The following is a 24,070-nucleotide window of genomic DNA, read 5'->3' on the forward strand; positions in this document are numbered from 1 at the left end:
GAGAGCGCCATCCGCAGGGATGGCGCAAAACATATCACTTCTGCTTCACTTCAAACATTTTTGCATCCAGTACCATGTCATCAATTACGTTTTTCAGCGTATCGACGGTCATTGGTGCATTTTCATTACTCAGATTTTTACCTTCAGCCTGACGAACGACCTTCACGACCGGCTTATTGGTTTGGGCATCAATCAATTCGCCTTCGAAGAAGAGATGCGTTTCCATAGTGCGGTGTCCTGTCGCCGCCTGCGTACCGGCAACAACCATCATCACCGGCAGCACTTCATAGAACTGCATCCCTTCTTTATTGCGATCAACACCGGTAATCGCACCACGGAAGATGAGGCTGTGCGCGCCCGGAGAGGTTACCAGCGGTTTGCGTTGAGCCGCAGCGGCTTTCAGTTTGGTATTGGTATAAGTGAGAATACCATCCAGAGTTTGTTGAGAAACCTGCGCTGTGGGTTTCGGCACCGGATAATAGGTGACCGGATGATAAACAATGCTGTCGTATTTACTTTCGTCAAATGACGGGTCAACCCAGCGTAGTACGGGCTTACCGTTGGCGGAGGTCGTTTGCTGTAAGCCTGAATAATCCTTTAAGAAACCGGAGTATTGTTCCGGTTGAGTCACTTTTGAGCCGCAGCCTGCAAGCGCGAGCAGCCCGGTAAGCACTGCAACTTTATATACAGTACGCATGGAAGGTCCTTTTTTGAGTGTGTAGACGCCATAAATGTTATAGCAAACAGGCGAGTACAATGCTGCTGAAAAAAAACCGCCACGCTCAACTTTCAGAAAATTAATATATTTATTTGTTGTATGTTTCTTTATTAACGCTGCCGATGCCCTGGTGGGCACCGGCAGCGTTAGCTTATTTATTAACATCTACCTGATAGAAAATATGTTTACCAAAGGGGTCGACTTCATATCCGGTGACCTCTTTGCGAACCGGTTCGAATATAGTGGAGTGAGCAATCATGACGGCGGGCATTTCGTCATGCATCATCTGCTGCGCTTGTTTGTATAACGTCACGCGCTTGTCATGATCGGTAATGGCTTTTGCCTCATTGATAAGCTTATCAAAGGCCTGATTACACCATTTTGCCGAGTTTGAACCGCCGTCTGCCGACTGGCAGGTAAACAGTGGACCAAAGAAGTTATCCGGGTCGCCGGTCGCCGTGGTCCAGCCCATGAGGGCGGCCTGGTGCTCACCGCTTTTTACCCGTTTTAAATATTCACCCCATTCGTAGGTGACGACTTTTGCATTGACTCCCACTTTCGCCCAGTCTGCCTGAATCATCTCCGCCATGCGTTTAGCATTTGGGTTGTAGGGGCGCTGAACCGGCATAGCCCACAAATCGATGGTCGTGCCCTCCGGCAATCCGGCTTCTTTCAGCAACGCTTTCGCTTTCTCGGGATCGTAAGGATAATCCTGCAATTCGCTGTCAGCGCTCCAGACACCCGGCGGTAAAAGATTTTTTGCCGCCGTGCCGGTCCCCTGGAAAACCGCGTTAATAATGGCCGGTTTGTTGATGGCCAGCGCCAGTGCCTGGCGCACTTTCACGTTGTCCAGCGGGGCTTTTTGCGTATTGAAGGCGAGGAAACCAGTGTTCAGTCCGGCTTTGCTCATGAGCGTTATATCTTTGTTTTCTTTCAGCCGTGGTAAATCAGCCGGATTAGGGAATGGCATAACCTGACATTCGTTTTTCTCAAGCTTCGCCACACGCACTGAGGCATCCGGGGTAATACTGAACACCAGGCGATCAATCTTCGCTTTGCCCTGCCAGTATTCAGGGAAAGCGGTAAACAGAATGCGGGAGTCTTTCTGGTACTGTGCCAGCTTAAACGGCCCGGTCCCGATCGGTTCCATATCCACCTTTTCAGGTGTTCCGGCTTTTAGCATCGCATCCGCATATTCCGCCGACAATATAGAGGCGAAATACCAGGCCAGGTCCGGTACAAAAGGCGCTTCCGGGTGGGCCAGGGTGAAGCGCACGGTATTATCATCGACCTTGTCAATCGCGGTAATCAGCTTGCCGAACTCAAGGCTTTCGAAGTTGGAGTAGTTACCGTTAGAGACATTGTGATACGGGTGTTTAGGGTCTTTCTGACGCATGAACGAGAAAATGACATCATCGGCATTAAAATCCCGCGATGGCGTAAAGAATTTATTGCTCTGGAACTTCACCCCTTTACGCAAATGGAAGGTATACACCTTGCCGTCTTCGCTGACGTCCCAGCGTTCTGCCAGGCTCGGCTGAAGGTCGGTTGTGCCGGCTTTAAAATCCACCAGCCGGTTGTAAACCGGTACGGCACTGGCATCCACGCTGGTGCCCGAGGTGTAAAGCTGCGGGTTGAAATTTTCCGGACTTCCTTCGGAGCAGTAGACCAGTGTTTTCGCTGCCACAGAGGAACTCACCGCTAATGCCATCAGGGTCAATGCAACTGTTGTCTGTTTGCGAGTCATCTTTTTTCCTGTCGTTTTTTGTCCATGTGCCAAATAGTGCTTGTCGTTTTCCCTTCCATAAATAACATTAAAGTAATATTGCAAGCACCTGATTAGTCAAATAAAGAAGGATTCACTATGACATCGCCGCTCTCCAGTCAATTAACGCAACGCTTCTTTCGCTATCTCGCCATCACCAGTCAGAGTGACGCCAGTGCTACCACACTGCCTACCACATCAGGGCAATTCGAGATGGCGCGCACCCTGGCGCAGGAGCTACAGGCTCTGGGTTTAGAGGAGATCGTACTGGATGAGCACGCAACGGTAACCGCGGTAAAAAGGGGGACGGTTGCCGGTGCGCCGCGCGTCGGTTTTATCACGCATATTGACACCGTTGACGTCGGATTATCGCCGGATATTCATCCACAAATTCTCCGTTTTGAAGGCGATGATCTTTGTCTTAATCAGGAGAAAGGCATCTGGTTGCGGACAAACGAACACCCGGAGATCCTTGCCTACCCCGGTGAGGAGATCATTTTCAGTGATGGCACCAGCGTACTCGGCGCAGATAACAAAGCGGCCGTAACGGTGGTGATGCAGCTTTTAGAGAATCTGACTCCTGCTGACCGACATGGCGATATTGTGGTTGCGTTTGTGCCGGATGAAGAGGTTGGGCTGCGGGGGGCTAAGGCGCTGGATCTGAAACGGTTCGATGTCGACTTTGCCTGGACCATCGACTGCTGCGAGAAGGGTGAAATCGTTTATGAAAACTTCAATGCCGCCTCTGCCACCGTCCATTTTACCGGCGTGACGGCGCACCCGATGTCTGCCAAAGGTGTACTGGTGAACCCGCTTTTGATGGCGATGGACTACATTAGCCATTTCGACCGCCAGCAGACCCCGGAGAACACCGAAGGGCGCGAAGGCTACGTCTGGTTTAATGGTATGGAGGCCGTTCAGGGGCATGCGAAACTGAGCGCCAGCATCCGCGATTTTGACCTTACCCGCTTTGAACAGCGTAAAGCAGAGATGCGGGACGTTGCGCAGAAAATTGCCCTGCAGCATCCAACGGCCCGCGTGGAGATAGACATCACCGATATTTACAGCAACATCAGCAATGCGCTTGGCGAAGACCGTCGCGCTGTGGATCTGCTGTTTACGGCGATGGCGTCGCTGGGTATCACCCCGAAACCGACGCCGATGCGCGGCGGTACCGATGGTGCGGCGCTCTCCGCCAAAGGCTTACTGACGCCAAACTTCTTCACGGGCGCCCACAACTTTCATTCGCCGTTTGAGTTCCTGCCCGTGAAGTCCTTCGAAGCATCTTATGAGGTGGCCCGAGCGCTGTGTCTGCTGGCTGCCCGTTAAGGCTTGCGGGCAAGCAGGGTCGCAAAGCGCAGCTTTATACGGTTCCCGTTGACGTCGGTGCGGTGAAGCTCGCCGACGTCTTCGTTGTACTTAATCATTTCCCATCCGGCGTAATAGTTGCGCAGTTCGTTCTCTTTAAACGCAAACGGGAAGCCCACCGTACAGGGAAAGTCCGGGGTATCCATCGCCGCCACGATCAGGTTATACCCTCCCGCTTTTGTGCAACGTTGCATATTAGCAATCAGGCCCGGAATGGTTTTCGCTTCCAGGAACATCAGCACCACAGTGGAGAGAATAAAGTCGTACTCGCCGTCAAAGGTGAGTGTATTCAGGTCTACCACCGCCGTTTGCAGGTGGGTTAACCCCTCTTCCTGCCGGATGCGTTCCATATTACTGATGCCCGCCGGGTTCTTATCCCACGCTGTTACATCATAACCCTTTGCCGCCAGAAAGAGACTGTTGCGGCCACTGCCACAACCCAGGTCCAGCGTTTTACCAGGAGGCACGAATTTTACGGCATTCAGCACCTCAGAATGGGTACGGGTTAAGCCATATTTCTCAGTGAAGTAATTGTCATCAAAAGGTGTCATCAGAAATCCTTGTTTAACGAAAAGCGGTGTGTAATTAAAAGTTGCATTTAATATGCATTTTATTGGTTTTCATATTCAATAGCCAGTATCGCAAAGTTTGCTACGTTTATCGTTGGCAAACAGTGGAAATGAACCATGAAAAAATATCGACTCAGTGATGAGCGCCGCGCGTTCAGCTATCACCTTAATGGTGAGAAACAGAGTGTCACGTTACAGCAGATTATTGCGGTCGCCGATTTCGGCGATGTTACGGCCGGTACGGCTGGCGGTTGGGTAGAGGATGAAAACGTGCTTTCCCAGGACGGTACGTGCTGGATTTATGACGTCAACAGCCTGGTGTTTGCCGGTGCCAGGGTAAGCGGTTATGCCCGTCTGACTCAGCCCTGTGTCGTCTGTCATGAGGTTCTCATTGAAGATAATGCCTGGATTGATAGCTGTCAGTTAAGTCATGGTGCGAGAATAAGTGACAACGTCACCGTTCAGGCGTCGACGGTGCGCGGTGCCTGCCATCTTTTTGGCGATGCCCGCATTCTGCATGGCAGTGAAATTATCGCCGCTAAAGGGTTAACCCTGGACAGTGAACAGATGCTGCAAATTTATGATCGTGCAACGCTTACCCACACGCGGGTCCTTCACCAGGCACAAATTTATGGTGATGCCATGCTGAACTACGCGTTTGTGGAGCACCGTGCTGAGGTGTTTGATTATGCCATTCTGGATGGTAATGATCTTAACGATGTCTGGGTGTGCGACTGCGCCAAAGTTTATGGTCACGCGCGAATTACGGCCGGTCGCGAAGAGGATGCGATCCCTACCTTACGTTACAGTTCACAGGTGGCAGAACATGCCGTCATTGAAGGCAATGTTGTCCTTAAGCATCACGTGCTGGTAGGCGGACACGCGAGGCTTGAGGGTGGCCCCGTTCTGTTAGATGAAGATGTCGTGATTCAGGGAAACGCGTGCGTCAGGGGAAATGTGATTATCGAGCATCATATTGAAGTCACCGATGACGCCTGCATTCAGGGGCTGGAGGGCGAGCAAATTTTACTGCGGGGCAGAAAGGTCATTAATGGCATGCAGCATATTACCCGCACGCCGGTTGCCGGACTACTCTGACGCTGGCGTGACGATACGCGCGTAGATATTTTGATCGCAGAAAGCGCCGTTAAGGAATTCAGCCTGTCGCAGGCAACCTTCCAGAATAAAGCCGTTGCGTAGCGCCACCCGATTACTGGCTGCATTCGCTACCCGGCATTTGATGACAAAACGGCGAATATCACCACGGCTGGCGTAAAAGGCGATCACTGCCTGTAACGAGGCGGATATTATCCCCTGCCGCTGATAATCCTGGTCAAGCCAGTAACCGATGTAACCCGTCTTATTGGTGGGCTCAATGGCGTTAAAAGAGAGCACCCCTACCAGTATGTTGTCTTTCAGGATAACAAACATTTTTGCGTAGCCACGCTGGTGCAGTAGCATATTGCTCTGCGCCGTCTGGCGGCTCTGTTCTACAGAGGTCACATACTGGGGCCAGTCGAGGAAATGCTGAAGCCACGCTTTATTCTTAATAATCAGTTGATGCAGGTCGTGAACAAAATGTTCGTCGATAGCCTGCAACTCCAGGTGCTCGTCTACCACAATTAAACTGTCGTTTAACGTCATCATCTCTTCCTGTTACTCACCCTCCCTCTGCCGAGGGAGGGTTCTGGATTAGCGCATAATACGGTCATCGACGTAATTGCGCTTGTCTGGCGCAGGCGGGAAGTAGTGATAAAGCCAGGTTTCACTAATGGCTTCACCCTGGCAACGCAGGAACATGCGCATATCGACAGTCTCGGTAGAATCGGAGGTCGGGTACCAGTCAAACTGGATGCGATAACCGTCAAACGGCTCCACGTACAGGATTTCAATCTGTTTCGCTTCACCACTGGAGAGGGTAATCACTGGTTCAATTCCGCGAGGTGCCGCCCCTTTCAGATCGCCGCCGACAAAATCAATTGCAAAACGACGCGCCCATTTTTGTGGGTAATGTTCCCCCGGCGCCCACCCTTCCGGGAAACCGCCCATGCCGGTACGGGTCGCATACACGCGGGATAACGGCGAGCGTACCGGCGGCATGGCGCTCCAGTAGAGACGGTACTGGAAGGCAAGGTCATCACCGGCACGCACCGGTTTCTCCGGCTGCCAGAAGCAGACGATATTATCCAGCGTTTCACCGGTGGTCGGGATTTCCATCAAACCGACCGCACCTTTACCCCATTTGTTACGCGGCTCCACCCAGAGACTGGGACGCTTGTTGTACCAGCCCATAATGTCCTGATAATGGGTGAAATCACGATCAAGCTGCAGTAACCCAAAGCCCTTCGGGTTGTTGTCCTGATAGGCGTTAAATTGCAGCTTCTGCGGATTATTCAGCGGACGACAGATCCACTCACCGTTGCCGGCCCACATGGCGAGGCGGTCCGAATCGTGGATTTGCGGATGGATGGTATCGCACACGCGGCGTTCATTATTGCCACAGCTGAACATACTGGTCATGGGGGCGATACCCAGTTGCTTGATGTCTTTACGGGCAAAGAGATGGTTGTCCACCTCCATGATCACCTGGCTCTTCTCGCAGTGGATCACGAATTTATAAGCCCCCGTCAGGCTTGGGCTATCCAGCAGCGTGTAGACGGTGAAGGTGGTATCTGACGCTTTCGCGGTTTCAAACCAGAATGAGGTGAAATCCGGGAACTCTTCCGGGGTGTCGGTGAAGGTATTAATGGCCGCACCACGGGCGGACAAGCCGTACTGATAGGTACTGTCCACGGCGCGGAAATAGCTTGCGCCGAGGAAAGAGACGATGTCACGACGCGCCAGCTCCGGCGCCTTAAAGGCGCGAAAACCGGCGAACCCCAAATCGCTTTGCCCTTCCAGCTGTTTCGTATCTACGCCAGCATCGTGGTAATTAAATAATTCAGGGCGGAAATGGATTTCACGCGCCTGCTGCGTCGCCGGGTCGAGTGAGAACATGCGTACACGCCGACGAAAGCCCATTCCCACATGGAAGAATTGCACGTCCAGTTGACGCTCTTCAACGTTATTCCATAATGAGTGCGCGGCATCATACTGAATACTGTTGTAAGCCTGCGGGGTCAGGTTGGCGAGCGTGTCCGGCAAAGGACGCGGCGCGCCGCCCCAGGGCTGTTGCGCAAGATCTTTTGCCATTGACTGCAACACGGAAAAATCGAAACGACGACTTTGACCATCGGCGATACCGGCGTCCGCAGCAAACGCAGCGCGGGAAAAGAGAGAAGCCACGCCTGTCGTTCCGCACGCAGCGGCCAGCGCCATAGATGCTTTAATAAAACGTCTGCGATTCATGCCCTGGAAGTTATCCTTTTGGTCGAAAAATGACATTTCGCGCAACCGCGAAACAGCGACTAATTCAGTACATTTATGACCGCACACTGTAGACAAAATCAGTTAAGAATCCAATTGTTGGATGGTGATTATCTGCTCAAAGCGGGAAATATCTTTGTCGATCGGAAGAGACCTAATTACAGGTAAAGTTAGGTATAAAAAAAACCCTGCCGGACATCGGACGGCAGGGGTTACAACAGCAAGGCTTTATTATTTGCTGACACTAACATCAATGCCTGGGAAGTACTTCTCCGCCAGCGTTTTGATGGTGCCGTCAGCACGTACTTTTTCAATCGCAGCATCAAGCTGCTTTTTGGTGGCCTCGTCACCTTTACGCAGCCCAAACCCAATCCCGCTGCCAAGGATGGTATCGTCTGACACCGGTTTGCCAATAAAGCCAAACCCCTTGCCCTGCGGCTTGCTGAGAAAACCTGCCTGGCCTGCCGCAGACATCACCAGCGAGGCGTCAATACGGCCATTGAGCAGATCGCTCCATGCCATATTCTGATCTTTATAAGACACCACGATGACACCGTGCTTTTCCCAGTGCTCTTTTGCATAGGTTTCCTGAATGGAACCCTGTAATACGCCGATGGTTTTTCCTTTCAGCCCTTCAGCGGTCGCCGCCATGCCGTCCCCTGCTTTGCCGACCAGTTGTGATGGAATGCGGTAAATGGGTTGCGTGAAGTCAATGCTCTGGCGACGCTGCCCGGTAATGTTCATGGCTGAATTTATGGCATCGTATTTTTTTGCCACCAGACCCGGTATCAATGCATCAAACGAGGTTTCCACCCAGCTACATTTCAGCGCAGCGGCTTTACAAATGGCATTGCCAAGCTCGATATCAAAACCCTCAAGCTCGCCGGCCGCATTGCGGCTTTCAAACGGTGGATATTCTGCTTCCAGCCCGTACCGCAGTTGTGTGGCGGCAAAAGACGATAATGAGCAAAGCATGCCCATGCCCAGACAGAGTGCTTTTACTTTCACGATTACGCTCCTTAGCGTGGCTTAACACGACACAGGGCCTGCGCGCCTGCTCTTAACATCGCCTCATCCTTCGCGAAAGAGAGGCGTATCAATTTGTTATCCGTCCCATCCGTGTAAAACGCTGACAGCGGAATGGTGGCCACTCCGTAATCCGTAATGAGTCTTTTCACCATGTCACTGTCGCTTTCGTCACTGAAGTGACGGTAGCTCGCCAGCAGGAAAAACGATCCCGCACTCGGCAACAGGTGAAACGGCGAGTCCGCCAGCAGCGTCTGCATCAGGTCACGTTTGCGCTGGTAAAACGCCGCCAGCGAAAGCCAGGTCTGCGCATCAGACATGTGGTCGGCGAACGCGTACTGCATGGGCGTATCGGCAGAAAACATGAGGAACTGATGGACCTTTACTATCTCGCCCATCAGTTCGGCGGGAGCCACGCAGTAACCTACGCGCCAGCCCGTCACGTGATAGGTTTTACCAAAAGAGGAGACAATCACGCTTCGCTCTGCAAGCTCAGGATGCGTCGCCATGCCATGATGCGGCTGTCCGTCAAAAACCACATGTTCGTAAACCTCATCAGACAAAACCACGATATCAGTATTGCGGGTAATCCTCGCAAGCTCGGTTAAGTCATTCCCGGAGAGAACCTGCCCGCTGGGGTTGTGCGGCGTGTTGATGATTATCATACGCGTGCGTGGCGTAATCGCGGCCCGCACTTCATCCCAGTTTACGGCAAAGTCCGGCACCGTCAGTTTGATGGCGACCGGCGTAGCGCCCTGCAAGCGCACGATGGGCGCGTAGCTGTCAAACGACGGCTCAAAATAGATGACTTCATCCCCGGGGTGCACCAGACCGCCGATGGCGGAATAGAGCCCCTGACTGGCGCTGGCGGTGACCAGAATTTCGTTGTCCACATCATAATCGGTACCGTAGAGATCACTGATTTTCTGCGCAATCCTGGCTTTCAGCGGTCTCAGCCCGGTCATGGGGGCATACTGGTTATGATCGGCCTGCATCGCCCGGGTGACGGCGGCAACCAGTTGCGGATCGCACGGAAAATTGGGTGCCCCCTGCGAGAGATTGATGGCGTTGTGCTGCGCGGAAAGCTGCCCGATAACGGTAAAAATGGTGGTGCCCACATCAGGCAGTTTTGAACGGGATGTCACCGGGGTACGCAAAGTCATTCTCACTCCTTTTAGTCATAAAGTGCATAACCATTCAAACCAGAAGTGCATTGAGCGGACAATCGAAATCTTGTCATAATAGCTATGACAAAAACGCATACCGGAGTCGCCATGTCCCCCCGTAATCTGCCGTTGAACGCCATTGACGCCTTCCTGGTGACCGCCCGCCACCTGAATCTTACCCATGCGGCAAAAGCGCTTTGCCTGACTCAGGGGGCGGTAAGCCGGAAAATCGCGGCGCTCGAAGGCTGGTTCGGTTTCCCCTTGTTTGAGCGTCATGCTCGGGGTTTACGGTTATCGCCGCAGGGCAGCGCATTGCTGCCGGAGCTGCGTGCGTCGTTTGAGCACCTGCTTACCGTCGCGGGACAGGCGCGCGCGCAACAGACCGTGGTACGTCTCAAAGCCCCCACCTGTGCGATGCGCTGGCTGGTCCCTCGTCTGCTGCATCTTGAGCGCCACTACCCGGATATTGAGATAGCCCTCACCACCACCACCGATCATGGCGTCAACTTCAAAACTGAGCCATTTGACGCGGCCATCGTCTTCGGTACGCACTTCAGCGCAGGCGATCTGCTGTTTGACGAAGCCCTGACGCCCGTTATGGGCGCAATGTTTGCAGATACCCCATCCCTGGAGCATTTAACCCTTCTGCACCCCACCCGGGATAAAACCGACTGGTCGTTGTGGCTGGCAAAACAGGATAACGTGCAGTTTGTCATGAAAAAAAATCAACACTTCGACACCATGGATCTCGCGATCACCGCGGCGATACAGGGGCTCGGCATCGCCATCGCCGATGAAACGCTGGTGGAAGAAGATATTCGCATGGGACGGCTGCTCAGGCCGTGGAAACAGAGCGTGAAAACAGGGGCAAGTTACCGCCTGGTGATGCGGGAATCAGGCAGCAATGCCGCTCTCCTGGCGGCATTGCGCCTTGGATTACTCCACGGTTAATCGAGTTTTACATGGTGGCGCATGACGCGCTTAAAGAAGCTCAGCCGCGCCCTCATAAACCGATTAACCATGCGAAATCCTGCATGTTTATTCAGCCCAATACGTAGCAGCCTGTCGCGCCCCTTCACACTTGCCTGCCACGGCACAGGCCCCGCCAGCGTCACGTTACGGGCGCTGGCATGACGAGCAAAGCTGACCCAGTAATCGGCTACGTGGGCGGCAAATGCGCGATCTCGTTTGTTGACATAGCGGCGGGCCGGTTCGGTCAGGGTGAGGTTATCAAACACATAAGGCACCTCGTTACCGTGCCAGGCACCGTTGGCGTAAGTGTCATGCTCAGCTTCGGCGACATAATCAAACCAGTACCGCCAGCAGGGTTGTCTTACCCGCTGCTGCGCCTGCATCACCACCAGTCCTGCCGTGGTAAAGGCCATATCGCGGCACACCTGACGCCCAAGCTCCCGATCCCCTTTTACCCCTGGGTAAAGTAATTTAATTATCCCAAAGCCAAGGCGCTGTTCACGGCGCAGTTTGTCAATCTGCCCGGCGAGATCGACCCCGAATTCGGCCATCACACTGGCTTCGTCGCTGTTCGAACCTATGATGACCGGGAGTGGATGCTGGCGTCCTGCGAAGAAGACGTCCATCATCGGTTCCGGTAATACCCGATCGCCACAGATGGGCGTGGGGGCAATTTTCAACGGCGACATCAGTGGCCAGAACTGCTCTGCGGGTAGTGAACGTAACTGCTCCGCCGTCGCCTGCTCAAAACCAAAGTGGCGCGCCACGGCAACCCCCTTCGCTTTGGCCGCCGCAAGTGGTGTGTCAGGCAGGGTATAACTGCTCTGAATAATCCCTTTGTGAAACAATCCTTTTGCCAGCGGAGAGGCCATCAGCGACATCACGCTGCGTGCCCCCGCCGATTCCCCAAACACCGTCACGTTACCGGCGTCCCCACCAAATGCGGCAATGTTCTCCTGCACCCATTGCAATGCGGCAATCTGGTCGAGCAGGCCAAAGTTGCAAACCGTCTCGCCCTCTTCACCCTCCAGCGCCGGATGGGCAAAAAAGCCCAGATGACCAAGACGATAGTTGAGCGTCACCACCACGACATTTCGCCTCGCAAGCGCCTTTCCATCGTAGGGGGGCAGGTCGCCGGCCCCCATAGTAAAGCCGCCACCATGAAGCCACACCATTACCGGTAGTGGCTTATGCCGTTCCACTGGTGACCAGACATTGAGATACAGACAATCTTCCGACAGCCGCCCCGGGTCGCCTCCGGCAAGGTGCGTGCAGCTTTCGCTGTTCTGCCAGCCTGAGGCGGAAAAGCTGTCTGCAAGACGGACCCCATTCCAGGGCTTAACGGGCTGCGGTGAACGCCAGCGCAACGCTCCCACCGGCGGTTCGGCATAAGGCAGGCCACGCCAGATATGGCAGCCGCCGTCAGTCACACCCACAACGGTGCCCTGTCGGGTTAAAACCAGTGGCGCGTTAGGGTTTTCCATAACAACATCCTGTTGATGAACATCCTTTCAGAGTACCGGTTTTACAAGAGACCGCAACGTCGTTTACTGCGCGCCTCCGCCTGCTGATACAGCACGAACTCATCCAGCACTTCGCACCCCAATGCGGCCTCAAACTCCTTTTTACTGGCATTGCCGTGGCTGCGCTGTTGGGTTTCATTGCCAAGATTAGACTGGAAAATACCCGCGGCGCTTACCGGAAGAAAATCCTCATAGATAATCGGCTGTGCGCTTACCCACCCGCGTTCAATCAGCGGTTGCGGATCATCGCCGGGCCGGATGGCATGCCGATGCGCCTCACCAGCCGGGGTCAGGCGATAGCGGAACCAGGCCAGTTGCTGATGGCGTAACAGCATTTCGCTGTCCGGGAACGGTTTAAAAACTTCCTGCAGATGCAGTTGATGGGTCAGATTGTCTTTACCGGTTCCCGCTTCAGCGAGCAGCCTGTCATATAACGCACGGCCTTTTGGCGTTAACGCGATGCCGCGTTGTTCAATCTCCCCAAAGCGTGCGGTATGGGTGCCTGAATGCTCGCCTTTAAACTGCACGGGTTCATCCAGCGCTTTAAAACTGGTCTGGCGTAACAGCACCGGCACATCCCGGCGCGGTGGGCCTTCAATCAGAATCTTCGGTTCGATGCCATATTCCGGCATCAGCGCCTGCACCCTGTCGATGTCGAGCGTTCGTGGCGTCAGGTGGTTAATATGGCAGCCGGGGAAACAGACCACATCCGCTATTAACCGGTGTTCATTATGCAACGCGTGATAGGTCTCTTCATCCACCGTGGCCTGACGGTGCCAGCGGAAGGTTTCCAGCGCCTCCCGGACAAAATCGGCCGCCTGGGTTTCACTGAATTCCCCTTCCCGTTCCCACACCCCGATTAGCTCGCGGCAGGCCGGGGTAAAAATATCCCGTTTGCGTAAAATGGCCGTCGCTTTATCCCGTAATCCTGCATCTTCAATCAATTCAGGACGCAACAAAGAGGTAAAAATGCGAAACGGATTACGTGCCAGCGCCGCGTCATCAATGGGGCGAAACGCCGTTGAATGAACCGGGACCCCTGCCTGAGAGAGATCGTAATAACTCACCGGGAACATCCCCATAATGGCAAACATTCGCCGCAGCGTGGAGAGCTCTTCAGCTGTTCCTACGCGGATCGCGCCGTGGCGCTCCACGTTCAGACGGGCCAGCTCATCGGCATTGACGAGCTGTTCGTGCAGACGGGGGTTGTCTTCCAGCACTGACAAATTAACGTCAGCCACCAGCTCCAGCAGGGTGCCGTACTGAGGGACTTCTTGTTGATACATCGCTGACATCGCCTGCGAAAATTGCTCCCGAATATCATCAGCCGTGATGGGGATCGCCATGTTGTATTACCTCCGGTGTCTGTTACCTGGAGTGTAGGAAAGCCCTTTCAGGCCCGTGAGGGAGAATTTACAAACTGTGATCGCGGCGTAACTCGAAAAATGCTGTTATTTCGGCAGCTTGCATAACCCTAGATTATGAATAGACCCCGAAAAAGATGCGGGTAAGGTCACACTGCATACAAAATGTGTTTGTAACTTAAGAAGATTAAATGTTAAAAATATTTTGCTATCAAGTTATCAAAATTAAACAACTCTACTTGTCACAGGCATCGCTTCGTTTTAGATCATCTTATGGAAAAAAACGGTCTGTTTTCTCAGCGCATCCGCTTGCGCCATTTGCATACATTTGTCGCCGTCGCCCAGCAGGGTACTCTGGGGCGTGCGGCTGAAACCCTTAAGCTCAGTCAGCCAGCACTGTCAAAAACACTGAATGAACTGGAGCAGCTAACCGGCACCCGTCTCCTTGAACGGGGTCGGCTGGGTGCCCAGCTGACGCTTGTCGGCGAACAATTTCTCACCCATGCCATCCGGGTTCTGGATGCGCTCAATACAGCCGGGCAGTCACTGAACTATCAGCCGGAACAAAATAATGCCGTGATCCGCATAGGTGCCTTGCCGACTGCGGCGTTGGGTATTCTGCCGGAGGTAATAGGACAGGTGCATAAACTCCAGCCCGACCTTAATCTCCAGGTGGCGACGACCAATAATCCAATGCTGCTGGCCGGGTTAAAATCCGGAGAGCTGGACATGGGCATTGGACGGATGTCCGACCCGGAAATGATGAGCGGGCTTAACTATGAGATGCTATTTCTGGAGTCGCTCAAGCTTGTCGTCCGCCCGGATCATCCTCTGTTGCACACCACCATTACCCTCAGCCGTGTGCTGGAGTGGCCTGTTGTGGTGCTGCCCACCGGCACCGTGCCGCGCCAGAACGCGGAGGATTTACTCCAGAGCCAGGGCTGTTCACTGCCCACGGGCTGTATTGAGACGTTATCGGCTTCGCTCTCCCGTCAGCTGACCGCTAATTTTGATTACGTCTGGTTTGTACCGTCCGGGGCGGTTAGAAACGATCTTCGTCAGGGTTCACTGGTGGCGCTGCCCATTATGCCTGCGGGCGTGGGCGATCCCATCGGTATTATCACCCGCGTCGATGCCCCGCTCTCAGCGGGCGTACAGTCCCTGATTAACGCCATCCGTAAAACCGTACCGGATTGATTGGTGGCGGTTTCCTGACGCAACGGGTAAAAATTGTGTTAATTATCTGCTAAATGTTGGTTGTTGATAAAAGATTGTTGTTAAGAGGCGTACACTTAACGGTAAGCAATCCGCTGTCCGGAAAACCACATGAAATTCAAAACTGCCATCAAACCCTATCACGCTGCCGCAGGTGGACTGGGGTCACTGGAAGCGACCACCCGCTTTGTCTTCGATAGCAAAAATGCCCTCAGGAACATGCGCAATCTCCTGCGTATGAACAAATCGCGCGGCTTCGACTGCCCCGGCTGTGCCTGGGGTGACGACAATAAAAGCACCTTCAGCTTTTGCGAAAACGGTGCAAAAGCCGTGACCTGGGAGGCGACCCGCCGACAGATTGGTGCCGACTTTTTTGCGCAACACAGCGTTGAATCACTCAACCGCCAGAGTGATTATTTCCTTGAATACCAGGGACGCCTGACGGAGCCATTAAGCTACAACCGCCACACCGATCGCTACGAGCCCATCAGCTGGCCGGACGCGTTTGCACTGATTGCGCAGCATTTGCACGCGCTGGACAATCCCAATCAACTCGAGCTCTATACGTCCGGGCGCGCCAGCAACGAGTCCTCTTATCTCTACCAGCTTTTTGGCCGCATGATGGGTACCAATAATTTCCCGGATTGTTCCAATATGTGCCATGAAGCCAGCGGCGCAGGCCTGAAACGCAGTATTGGCGTCGGTAAAGGGACGATTCACCTTAACGATTTTGAAAAGGCTGACGCCATTTTCGTCTTTGGGCAAAACCCCGGAACTAACCACCCGCGCATGCTGCATAGTCTGCGACATGCAGCGGACCGTGGCGCCCGTATCGTGACGTTTAATACCCTGCGCGAGCGTGGGCTTGAGCGTTTTGCCGATCCCCAGAAGCCGCTTGAGGTCGTGACACCGATGGCGGGCACCATCAGCTCCGATTACTACCAGCCTAACCTCGGCGGTGATATGGCTGCCGTGAGAGGCATGGCGAAAGCGCTGCTGGAAACCCAGCGCCAGAAACTGGCCAACGGAGAACCGGGCATTTTTGACGACGCCTTTATTGCGCAGCACACGAACGGTATTGCAGGCTGGTTTGCGCAAATTGATGCCACCGGCTGGGACACCATCGAAACGCAGTCCGGTTTAAGCGAACAACAACTGCGCGACGCGGCAGCGGTCTGGCAGCATGCCCGACGGGTGATTTGCACCTGGGCAATGGGGATAACGCAGCACAAACACTCTCTCGATACCGTTCGCGAGATTGTTAACCTGCAGTTGCTCGGTGGGCACCTGGGCAAACCTGGCGCGGGTCTTTGCCCGGTGCGGGGCCATAGTAATGTGCAGGGCAACCGCACGATGGGCATTGATGAAAAGCCGTCTGCTGCGCTGCTCGACAGCCTGGCGCGCCACTTTCATTTCAACCCACCTCGCGAGCCTGGACATCATACGGTCGAGGCCATTCAGGCCATGCTCCGCAATGAAGTAAAAGTGCTCATCGCGCTGGGAGGTAATCTTGCCGCCGCCGCGCCTGACACGCCTCTGACCTGTGAAGCCCTGACCCGCTGCGGGCTGACGGTTTATATCAGTACCAAGCTGAACCGCAGTCATCTGATGCCTGGCGCGGCGTCGCTGATCCTGCCTACCCTTGGACGTACTGAAGAAGACATTCAGGCAAGCGGTCGCCAGTATGTCACCGTGGAAGACTCCTTCAGCATGGTCCACGCTTCTGAAGGCATCGGCAAACCCCTTTCTGAAAATCAGCGTTCCGAAACAGCAATTGTCGCCGGTATCGCTCACGCCACCCTTGGCGCAGAGAGACTTGACTGGCTGGCGCTGGCGGATAATTACGACCTGATTCGCGATCACATTGCCGCTACGATCCCCGGATTCCAGAACTTTAATGTGCGTTGTGATGAGCCGGGCGGCTTCTGGCTGGGTAATAACGCAGCGGCACTGAACTTTGCGACGCCATCCGGGAAAGCCGAATTCAGTTCCGCCCCGTTACCGCTTGCCGTATGCCCGGAGGCTGATGCACCTTTTGTGCTGCAAACCTTGCGTTCTCACGATCAGTACAACACCACCATTTACGGCCTCGACGACCGCTACCGTGGGGTGTACGGTCAACGCGATGTGCTCTTTATGCATGAAGCAGACATTCAGGCTCTGGGATTAAACGATGGCGATCGCGTGGATATCGCCACACTAGCTGCTGACGGCATCGAGCGTCGTGTAGAGGGGTTTAAAGTCGTGGCTTATGCCATTCCCCGCGGCAACCTTGCGGCCTATTACCCTGAGACGAACCCGTTAGTGCCGCTCACCCGCTTTGGTGATGGCACCGGCACGCCCACTTCAAAATCCATTCCTGTTGTTGTGACACCGTCACGTATTACGGACAGCTTACGTATCGCCTGACTGATTTAATGCCCGCTATGTGCGGGCATTAATTTAATAATCCCCACAGGCCTACCCCCGCCGTTCACAACGACATCGGCTGTTGACCTCATTCGCAGCAACATGGTTTGACAGGTCAGGATACAAGGTGTTCGTGCGTCTATCTCTGTCGGTTAGGGATAAAAAAAGGGCCTTACGGCCCTTTTAACGGTTGGTCTTGAATTTATCAGAACGTTTCCCAGTTATCGCCGCCGCCTGCGGTGGCCGGGCGCTGGGGGGTAAAGGTTTTGCCAGGTGCGGATGGCGCACGTTCAATGCGTTGTGCGCTGGAGGTATTGACGCGGAACGCGCCTACGGCTTCGGTAAGACGAGCCGCCTGCTCTTCCAGTGAGCTTGCCGCCGCCGTTGCTTCTTCCACCAGCGAGGCATTCTGCTGCGTCACGTTATCCATTTCCGTAATGGCCTGGCTTACCTGCGTGATGCCTTTGCTCTGCTCATCCGAAGCAGCGGCAATTTCCAGCATAATATCGGTAACGCGTTTTACCGCCGTCACGATCTCATCCATGGTTTCACCTGCCGCCAGCACTTCGTTGGATCCTTTCCCAATCAGATTCACCGACTCGCTGATCAAGGCTTCAATCTCTTTCGCCGCCTGACCGCTGCGACTTGCCAGGTTACGTACTTCGCTTGCCACCACCGCAAACCCGCGCCCCTGCTCACCGGCACGCGCCGCTTCAACCGCCGCGTTCAGCGCCAGGATGTTGGTCTGGAAAGCAATACTGTTAATGACTGCGGTGATTTCGGAAATTTTCTTCGAGCTGGTGGTGATATTGCTCATGGTTTGCACCACGCCATCGACAATTTCTCCCCCTTTCACAGCTTTACCGGAGGCATCACGCGCCAGGCTGCTGGCGTGGTGCGCATTGTCGGCATTCTGTTTCACGGTTGCGGTGAGCTGCTCCATGCTGGCAGCCGTCTGCTCGATAGCGGCAGCCTGCTGTTCAGTACGGGAAGAGAGATCCGTATTACCTGCTGAAATCTCGCTGGTGCCACGGTAAATTTCATCGGCACCATCGCGCACGGTGGAGACCGTTTTCACCAGCGACTGCTGCATCGCCTGCAAGTCCTGGGTCAGACGGCCAATTTCACTGCGACCTGCCGCTTCTTCAGCAACGGTCAGATCGCCCGCGGCGATTTTCTCAATGCGCAGTGCCGCGCGTTGCAATGGATTAATCACCACACGACGCAGAACCATAAAGGTGATGAGGGTTAGCACCAGAGCGACGGCAAAGGCAATGACCATAAAGACCAGGCCCAGCTGGGTGCGGGAGTGAGCATCCGCGCTGAGCTGGCTTGCCCGCTCGGTACGGATCTTAATGGCTTTTAGCAGGACTTCGTTATACGAGGCATCCTGTACGCGCGCTTGCTCATTTTCATGATTAATGATCGCTTCAAACATGCCGTTTTTGGCATATTTCAGCATCGGTTGCATGCCGTCGACATAGGCATTAAAGCGGGTGGTCAGTTCGGCATCCAGCGCCGTATCTTCCGGCGTTTTAACCGCCCGGTCCATATAGGCTTTGAAACCCTCTTTTGACTGCCCGATGCGTTTTTCCGCATCAGCAATGTTCTTTTTCATCTCTTCCATTTCGGCAATGCGGCTGGCCGCACCGGCATGGATCAGGCTAATACGTGCAATTCGTAAATTATTAGAGCTGTTAGACAACCCCATGCGAACCTGCATCTCCTGGGTCAAATCCTGCTGATCCGTATCCGCCTGAATCAGAAAGTACCCTGCCAATCCCGAACTCAACGCAAACAACAACAAAATACCACTTAAAATTGCTGCAAATAGGGGAACCAACCGAATATTGTGCATAAATCCAATGCCTTGCGTTCTGAGCATCGCTGCTGTTTTATCCATGGCTTTCGACTCTCTTATAGTAAGAAGCGTAAAACACGCCTGTAAAAACGGTATCGGCAATTGTGGGAGTTTAGTTACAGGTAAAAACGCCAGACAGGTCACAGATTGGAACATTAAGACGCCAGCGGTGATCACCGCTGGCGGTTAAATCATTTATCGCCGAAATGAATTACGGTGCGGATAGACTTACCTTCGTGCATCAAATCGAATGCTTCGTTGATCTGATCCAGCGGCAGGCGGTGGGTAATAAAGGGGTCAAGATCGATTTTCCCCGTCATTGCATCTTCGACCATGCCCGGTAACTGAGTGCGTCCCTTCACGCCGCCGAATGCAGAACCGCGCCATACGCGACCGGTCACCAGCTGGAATGGACGGGTTTTGATCTCCTGTCCTGCGCCAGCAACACCGATAATCACGCTCTCACCCCACCCTTTGTGGCAGCACTCAAGCGCAGCACGCATAACATTCACATTACCAATACATTCGAAGCTGAAATCGACGCCGCCGTCGGTCAGTTCAACGATGACATCCTGCACCGGTTTCTCGTAGTCTTTCGGGTTAACGAAATCGGTCGCCCCCATTTCCCCTGCCAGCTTAAATTTCTCCGGGTTGGTGTCGACCGCGATGATACGGCCCGCCTTCGCCTGGACTGCACCCTGGATAACAGCAAGACCGATACCGCCGAGGCCGAACACCGCAACGGTGTCACCCTCTTTGACCTTCGCCGTATTGTGAACCGCACCAATACCGGTGGTCACGCCACAGCCCAGCAGGCAGACTTTGTCGAGTGGCGCCTGTGGATTGACTTTCGCCAGTGAAATTTCAGCCACCACGGTGTACTCACTGAAAGTACTGGTGCCCATGTAGTGGTAAATGGGTTCGCCGTTGTAAGAAAAACGGGTGGTGCCATCTGGCATCAGTCCTTTCCCCTGGGTGGCGCGAACGGCCTGGCAGAGGTTGGTTTTACCGGATTTACAGAACTTACATTCGCGACATTCAGCGGTGTAGAGCGGAATAACATGATCGCCAACGCTCAGGCTGGTGACGCCTTCACCGACCTCTACCACCACTCCACCGCCTTCATGGCCCAGCACCGCCGGGAACACCCCTTCAGGATCGTCGCCGGACAGCGTAAATGCGTCGGTATGGCACACGCCGGTATGGGTGATGCGAACCAGCACTTCGCCTTTTTTCGGTGGCGCGACATCGATCTCAACAATTTTGAGCGGTTGGCCCGGCCCGAAAGCTACTGCAGCACGTGATTTCATCAGACGTTTCCTTTTTATGTGTACGTAAGTTTTATTTTAGATAAGCGCGTAAAAGATGACCGACTTCCGCCATGCGCAGCGCACGCTGTTCGGGCGTGGTCTCCCCTGCGACCAGTTCATCTTTTAAGTGAATTTCAACCATCTCCCCCATCAGACCGTTTGACGCACCGCGAACGGCGGCGATCTGCTGCAAAATGGCGATGCAAGGGTCGCCGTTTTCCAGCGCCCGTTCTAACGCATCAACCTGCCCGCGGATACGACGAACCCGGGTAAGAATGCGTTTTTTATCTTCAGGTGAATGTGGCATTTTCGCTCCCATTGATACTATAGGGGGGTATGGTACATGAATTTCTCATCACATGTAAAAAAAGAACGTACATTTCGTAAAATCTGTCGCCTTTAACGCGCCGACGGCAGATCCGTAAAACGTGTCGTATAGCGGGGGCTCAGCATCTCTCTTTTCATCTGCCACGGCTGCTGAATGCCCTGCCCGGCAAAATAGAGCGTCCCTTTTCCACGTTTTTCATTGAGCGAATCGAGAAGTGTCATCAACGTCTCACTGTTGGCGCGCGGCGTGAGCTCATCAAATAAGTTAAGTTGCGCCACGCCGTGGCTAAAGAAATCGCCGAGCATGACCCCCGCTTTCTGATAACGATGGCCTTCCCGCCAGATGCTTTCCAGGCAGCGTATTGCTGCCTGGATAATGTCGCGCGTGTCCTGCGTAGGCGTGAGGAGGTGTACCGAGCCGCTGTTACCGTAATAGGGCTCGTCAGGGGCAAAGGGTGAGGTTTTTACAAATGTGGAAACAAAGCGACAGTACTGACGCTCCTTACGCAACTTTTCTGCCGCGCGCGTGGCGTGGGAGCAGATAGCCTGGCGCATATGCTCATACTCCGACACACGATCGCCAAAGCTGCGGCTGCATACAATCTCTTGTTTATTGGGTATGACCTCTTCCAGTTCAAGACAGGGCTCACCGCGTAGCTCCCGAATGGTTCTCTCCAGCACCACGTTAAAATGTTTGCGAATTACCCAGGTGCTTTGTTCGGAGAGGTCGAGCGCAGTTTTTATCCCCATCGCGTTCAGCTTTTTGGTAATACGTCGCCCGACGCCCCAGACCTCTTCAACCGGAAGAAGTGCCATCAGCCTGCGCTGGCGCTCCACGTTCGACAGATCAACCACCCCGCCCGTCTGACGCAGCCATTTTTTTGCCGCATGATTTGCAAGCTTAGCCAGCGTCTTGGTTGGCGCAATGCCGACTCCGATGCGCAAATGCGTACGCTTAAGCACCGTATCACGCAGTTCCTCCCCGAACGTCTGTAGCACCCGGCAATTACGGACGCCAGTGAGGTCACAAAATGCCTCATCAATAGAGTAAATCTCCACGCGTGGCGCCATCTCTTCGAGCGTCGTCATCACCCGGTGACTCATATCGGCGTAGAGCTCGTAATTACTGGAAAAGGCAACCACGTTATGCTGCCTGAAGGCCTCTTTTTGTTTGAAGTACGGCGCGCCCATAATGATGAAGGGTTTCGCTTCTGCGCTACGCGCGATAACACAGCCATCGTTATTGGAGAGCACAACCACGGGGCGACCTTTTAAATCGGGCCGGAACACCGTCTCGCACGATGCGTAAAATGAATTTACATCACACAAAGCAAACATATCAGCGGGTCGCTTTAACGATGAAAGTCACCACCCCAAAAATATCGAGCGTATCTTCATGACTGATAACAATAGGCCGGTAAGCGCTGTTCATGGGATTAAGTTGAATACGGGGGCGCAGCTGGAGCATTTTTACGGTGAATTCGCCATCTACGGCAGCGATGACAATATCGCCATGCTCTCCCGTACGCGCACTGTCGACTATCAACAGGTCACCGTCTGAAATACCGGCGTCTGTCATGCTGTCGCCCGCTGCTTTAACAAAATATGTGGAAGAAGGATGCTGAATCAGTAAGGCATTTAAATCGATGCGTTGTTCTACATAATCGGCTGCCGGGGACGGAAAACCGCACTGGACAAGATCGCTGAAAAGCGGAATGGCGGTTACCACATGCAACTCTGCGGGTCTGAAAAACTCCATACGTCACCTCCTGAAATAATTACTGTTTTTATATACAGTAGTTTTCTCCGGCGCGATGATCAAGATACCGTTGCGCTTGTTTCTGAACATGAAATACCCGTTTTGCCTTAAAGCAGTGGCTGATGAGCGGGTTAGAGGAAGTGTAAATTTTGCCTTGAGCGGTTTAATTGCTTATTTCATGGGCAGAAAGGAGGCGTCTGCGCTTGATGCTGTATGTATTTACAGTATACTTGTACCAGGTTTTTTATCTGGTCTGGAGACGGTTATGTTCGTGGAACTGGTTTACGATAAACGCAATTTTGCAGGCTTGCCAGACGCAAAGGAGCGCATTTTAGCCGAATTAACAAAACGCATCGGCCGTATTTTCCCGGACGCCGAAGTACGGGTTAAGCCGATGGTGACGCTGCCATCCATTAATACCGATGCCAGCAAACATGAGAAAGAGCAGATCAGCCGTACCGTGCAGGAGATGTTTGAAGAAGCCGATATGTGGCTGGCGGTGGATGAGTAAAACGGATTGGGCGTGCGCAGGTAAAGAGGCCGGACGCCCGATAGTAAATCTGTTTAACAGAACGTTATAGTTTGAAATCCAGCGTGGCAACTTTGATTTGCTCGTAGACCTCTGTTGAGGGCGGAGCCGGAAGCTGCGCGTGTTTCATCGCTGATATTAACACTGGGCATAAACCCGGATCTCCGCTGATAGCCTGAACATCCTTGAGCGAGCCATCGGGATTCAGCTTAATGTGCAAACTACATGTTTTCCCTTCCCTGTCGTCGACATCGACCATTTGTTGTGTAACCGCACGGTGTATCTGCGAGAGATATTTGATGAGTTCCGCATTTGAGTCTTGTGCAGACATGCCCGTTATTATGTCGTCTGCCTCGTTACGGGGGTGAGAATTTACTTTTGTACAGCCCGACAGCAACAACGTCGCAATAAAAAATAGTCCAGCACATGTGTAGTCTGACCTGGTGAAAATCGTTGTCAGCATTATTTTGCTTCACCTTCTTTCGGTATTATAAAAGACATCTTCCCATGATGAACCCCAGGTTTTCCTGGTTCGAATTTGCAACGCTTGACTGCCCGGTCAACCTCTTTAAAAAAAACCTCATCGCCTTTCAGTGACATTGAGTAGACCTCTCCTTTTGCATTGACCCATGCCTGGTATTCCACTGCACCTGAAATATTTAGTGCACGCGCTTTAACAGGCATCAACGGTAGAGGGCAATCGAGAAGAACAGGTTTTTGTTCATTCGCTATTGCGGTTCCGGCAAGCAGCAAAGCGGTGTAGATTAATACCCCTTTTTTCATAAACTGATTCATCCTGTTGTTTTGGTTAAATGTTAAAACA

22 protein-coding genes are annotated in these 24,070 nt (G+C 53.4%); 6 read left to right on the forward strand and 16 right to left on the reverse strand.

The window, feature by feature from the left end; translation table 11 throughout:
* Positions 1-34 precede the first annotated feature (34 nt).
* Both M1D91_RS12210 and M1D91_RS12215 read right to left on the reverse strand, forming a co-directional pair.
* A complete protein-coding gene (locus tag M1D91_RS12210; RefSeq protein ID WP_437433506.1) occupies positions 35-697 on the reverse strand; it encodes a DUF3313 domain-containing protein in 663 nt (220 codons plus the stop codon).
* 172 nt (positions 698-869) lie between these two features.
* Entirely contained in the window at positions 870-2,465 is a 1,596-nt protein-coding gene (locus M1D91_RS12215; RefSeq protein WP_437433507.1) for an ABC transporter substrate-binding protein, read from the reverse strand.
* A gap of 117 nt (positions 2,466-2,582) precedes the next feature.
* Here M1D91_RS12215 and pepT point away from each other — a divergent pair, with 117 nt between their 5' ends.
* A complete protein-coding gene (gene pepT, locus M1D91_RS12220; protein WP_437433508.1) occupies positions 2,583-3,812 on the forward strand; it encodes a peptidase T in 1,230 nt (409 codons plus the stop codon).
* Here pepT and tehB read toward each other — a convergent pair.
* The gene (tehB, locus tag M1D91_RS12225; RefSeq protein WP_437433509.1) at positions 3,809-4,402 is read right to left on the reverse strand and encodes a tellurite resistance methyltransferase TehB; all 594 of its coding nucleotides are present in this window, start codon (positions 4,400-4,402) and stop codon (positions 3,809-3,811) included. The genes pepT and tehB overlap by 4 nt on opposite strands.
* A gap of 135 nt (positions 4,403-4,537) precedes the next feature.
* On the opposite strand from tehB, the gene ydcK reads away from it, so the two are divergent.
* Entirely contained in the window at positions 4,538-5,518 is a 981-nt protein-coding gene (gene ydcK, locus M1D91_RS12230; protein WP_437433510.1) for a YdcK family protein, read from the forward strand.
* Here the strand turns inward: ydcK and rimL are convergent.
* From rimL to M1D91_RS12250, 4 genes are all read right to left on the reverse strand, one after another.
* Complete coding sequence (gene rimL / locus M1D91_RS12235) at positions 5,510-6,064, reverse strand: 50S ribosomal protein L7/L12-serine acetyltransferase (protein WP_437433536.1); 555 nt, start codon at positions 6,062-6,064, stop codon at positions 5,510-5,512. The two genes, ydcK and rimL, sit on opposite strands and share 9 nt — an antisense overlap.
* 48 nt (positions 6,065-6,112) lie before the next feature.
* Positions 6,113-7,768, reverse strand: coding sequence for a glucan biosynthesis protein D (locus M1D91_RS12240; protein WP_437433511.1), 1,656 nt, complete (start codon positions 7,766-7,768; stop codon positions 6,113-6,115).
* A gap of 249 nt (positions 7,769-8,017) precedes the next feature.
* Entirely contained in the window at positions 8,018-8,794 is a 777-nt protein-coding gene (locus M1D91_RS12245) for a transporter substrate-binding domain-containing protein (RefSeq protein WP_437433512.1), read from the reverse strand.
* Positions 8,795-8,805: 11 nt separating this feature from the next.
* On the reverse strand, positions 8,806-9,975 hold the full coding sequence (locus M1D91_RS12250) for a methionine aminotransferase (RefSeq protein ID WP_437433513.1): 1,170 nt from the start codon (positions 9,973-9,975) through the stop codon (positions 8,806-8,808).
* Between the two features lie 111 nt (positions 9,976-10,086).
* On the opposite strand from M1D91_RS12250, the gene M1D91_RS12255 reads away from it, so the two are divergent.
* Positions 10,087-10,929: a LysR family transcriptional regulator gene (locus tag M1D91_RS12255; protein ID WP_437433514.1), complete on the forward strand. Its 843-nt coding sequence runs from the start codon at positions 10,087-10,089 to the stop codon at positions 10,927-10,929.
* Here the strand turns inward: M1D91_RS12255 and M1D91_RS12260 are convergent.
* Together M1D91_RS12260 and hglS are read right to left on the reverse strand one after the other, a co-directional pair.
* Entirely contained in the window at positions 10,926-12,434 is a 1,509-nt protein-coding gene (locus M1D91_RS12260; RefSeq protein ID WP_437433515.1) for a carboxylesterase/lipase family protein, read from the reverse strand. The genes M1D91_RS12255 and M1D91_RS12260 overlap by 4 nt on opposite strands.
* A gap of 41 nt (positions 12,435-12,475) precedes the next feature.
* Entirely contained in the window at positions 12,476-13,819 is a 1,344-nt protein-coding gene (gene hglS / locus M1D91_RS12265) for a 2-oxoadipate dioxygenase/decarboxylase HglS (RefSeq protein ID WP_437433516.1), read from the reverse strand.
* 291 nt (positions 13,820-14,110) lie between these two features.
* Between hglS and M1D91_RS12270 the strand changes: the two genes are divergently transcribed.
* Complete coding sequence (locus M1D91_RS12270; RefSeq protein WP_437433517.1) at positions 14,111-15,034, forward strand: LysR substrate-binding domain-containing protein; 924 nt, start codon at positions 14,111-14,113, stop codon at positions 15,032-15,034.
* Between the two features lie 129 nt (positions 15,035-15,163).
* The gene (locus tag M1D91_RS12275) at positions 15,164-17,461 is read left to right on the forward strand and encodes an FdhF/YdeP family oxidoreductase (RefSeq protein WP_437433518.1); all 2,298 of its coding nucleotides are present in this window, start codon (positions 15,164-15,166) and stop codon (positions 17,459-17,461) included.
* 205 nt (positions 17,462-17,666) lie between these two features.
* Here M1D91_RS12275 and M1D91_RS12280 read toward each other — a convergent pair whose 3' ends face one another.
* From M1D91_RS12280 to M1D91_RS12300, 5 genes are all read right to left on the reverse strand, one after another.
* On the reverse strand, positions 17,667-19,364 hold the full coding sequence (locus tag M1D91_RS12280) for a methyl-accepting chemotaxis protein (protein WP_437433519.1): 1,698 nt from the start codon (positions 19,362-19,364) through the stop codon (positions 17,667-17,669).
* Between the two features lie 149 nt (positions 19,365-19,513).
* The gene (locus M1D91_RS12285; protein WP_437433520.1) at positions 19,514-20,632 is read right to left on the reverse strand and encodes an S-(hydroxymethyl)glutathione dehydrogenase/class III alcohol dehydrogenase; all 1,119 of its coding nucleotides are present in this window, start codon (positions 20,630-20,632) and stop codon (positions 19,514-19,516) included.
* 31 nt (positions 20,633-20,663) lie between these two features.
* Positions 20,664-20,939: a metal/formaldehyde-sensitive transcriptional repressor gene (locus tag M1D91_RS12290; protein WP_437433521.1), complete on the reverse strand. Its 276-nt coding sequence runs from the start codon at positions 20,937-20,939 to the stop codon at positions 20,664-20,666.
* Positions 20,940-21,031: 92 nt separating this feature from the next.
* Positions 21,032-22,297, reverse strand: a complete 1,266-nt coding sequence (locus tag M1D91_RS12295; protein ID WP_437433522.1) for a Y-family DNA polymerase — start codon at positions 22,295-22,297, stop codon at positions 21,032-21,034.
* Between the two features lies 1 nt (position 22,298).
* Positions 22,299-22,718 (reverse strand): translesion error-prone DNA polymerase V autoproteolytic subunit, encoded by a 420-nt coding sequence (locus tag M1D91_RS12300; protein WP_437433523.1) that lies wholly within the window; start codon positions 22,716-22,718, stop codon positions 22,299-22,301.
* 265 nt (positions 22,719-22,983) lie between these two features.
* On the opposite strand from M1D91_RS12300, the gene M1D91_RS12305 reads away from it, so the two are divergent.
* Positions 22,984-23,229, forward strand: a complete 246-nt coding sequence (locus M1D91_RS12305; RefSeq protein ID WP_437433524.1) for a DinI-like family protein — start codon at positions 22,984-22,986, stop codon at positions 23,227-23,229.
* Positions 23,230-23,293: 64 nt separating this feature from the next.
* On the opposite strand, the gene tolA is transcribed toward M1D91_RS12305, so the two are convergent.
* Together tolA and M1D91_RS12315 are read right to left on the reverse strand one after the other, a co-directional pair.
* Entirely contained in the window at positions 23,294-23,710 is a 417-nt protein-coding gene (tolA, locus tag M1D91_RS12310; RefSeq protein WP_437433525.1) for a cell envelope integrity protein TolA, read from the reverse strand.
* On the reverse strand, positions 23,710-24,030 hold the full coding sequence (locus M1D91_RS12315; RefSeq protein WP_437433526.1) for an energy transducer TonB: 321 nt from the start codon (positions 24,028-24,030) through the stop codon (positions 23,710-23,712). The genes tolA and M1D91_RS12315 overlap by 1 nt, the downstream gene beginning before the upstream one ends.
* Between the last annotated feature and the right edge of the window lie 40 nt (positions 24,031-24,070).

Source organism: Enterobacter sp. SA197, from assembly GCF_054131575.1.

Coding starts and splice junctions, on each gene's coding strand:
- M1D91_RS12300 (WP_437433523.1), bottom strand. CDS start 22,718: ATGGAGTTTTTCAGACCCGCAGAGTTGCATGTGGTAACCGCCATTCCG.
- M1D91_RS12315 (WP_437433526.1), bottom strand. CDS start 24,030: ATGAAAAAAGGGGTATTAATCTACACCGCTTTGCTGCTTGCCGGAACC.
- M1D91_RS12275 (WP_437433518.1), top strand. CDS start 15,164: ATGAAATTCAAAACTGCCATCAAACCCTATCACGCTGCCGCAGGTGGA.
- hglS (WP_437433516.1), bottom strand. CDS start 13,819: ATGGCGATCCCCATCACGGCTGATGATATTCGGGAGCAATTTTCGCAG.
- M1D91_RS12240 (WP_437433511.1), bottom strand. CDS start 7,768: ATGAATCGCAGACGTTTTATTAAAGCATCTATGGCGCTGGCCGCTGCG.
- M1D91_RS12215 (WP_437433507.1), bottom strand. CDS start 2,465: ATGACTCGCAAACAGACAACAGTTGCATTGACCCTGATGGCATTAGCG.
- M1D91_RS12260 (WP_437433515.1), bottom strand. CDS start 12,434: ATGGAAAACCCTAACGCGCCACTGGTTTTAACCCGACAGGGCACCGTT.
- M1D91_RS12280 (WP_437433519.1), bottom strand. CDS start 19,364: ATGGATAAAACAGCAGCGATGCTCAGAACGCAAGGCATTGGATTTATG.
- ydcK (WP_437433510.1), top strand. CDS start 4,538: ATGAAAAAATATCGACTCAGTGATGAGCGCCGCGCGTTCAGCTATCAC.
- M1D91_RS12290 (WP_437433521.1), bottom strand. CDS start 20,939: ATGCCACATTCACCTGAAGATAAAAAACGCATTCTTACCCGGGTTCGT.
- pepT (WP_437433508.1), top strand. CDS start 2,583: ATGACATCGCCGCTCTCCAGTCAATTAACGCAACGCTTCTTTCGCTAT.
- M1D91_RS12305 (WP_437433524.1), top strand. CDS start 22,984: ATGTTCGTGGAACTGGTTTACGATAAACGCAATTTTGCAGGCTTGCCA.
- M1D91_RS12295 (WP_437433522.1), bottom strand. CDS start 22,297: ATGTTTGCTTTGTGTGATGTAAATTCATTTTACGCATCGTGCGAGACG.
- tehB (WP_437433509.1), bottom strand. CDS start 4,402: ATGACACCTTTTGATGACAATTACTTCACTGAGAAATATGGCTTAACC.
- M1D91_RS12250 (WP_437433513.1), bottom strand. CDS start 9,975: ATGACTTTGCGTACCCCGGTGACATCCCGTTCAAAACTGCCTGATGTG.
- M1D91_RS12270 (WP_437433517.1), top strand. CDS start 14,111: ATGGAAAAAAACGGTCTGTTTTCTCAGCGCATCCGCTTGCGCCATTTG.
- rimL (WP_437433536.1), bottom strand. CDS start 6,064: ATGACGTTAAACGACAGTTTAATTGTGGTAGACGAGCACCTGGAGTTG.
- tolA (WP_437433525.1), bottom strand. CDS start 23,710: ATGCTGACAACGATTTTCACCAGGTCAGACTACACATGTGCTGGACTA.
- M1D91_RS12255 (WP_437433514.1), top strand. CDS start 10,087: ATGTCCCCCCGTAATCTGCCGTTGAACGCCATTGACGCCTTCCTGGTG.
- M1D91_RS12210 (WP_437433506.1), bottom strand. CDS start 697: ATGCGTACTGTATATAAAGTTGCAGTGCTTACCGGGCTGCTCGCGCTT.
- M1D91_RS12285 (WP_437433520.1), bottom strand. CDS start 20,632: ATGAAATCACGTGCTGCAGTAGCTTTCGGGCCGGGCCAACCGCTCAAA.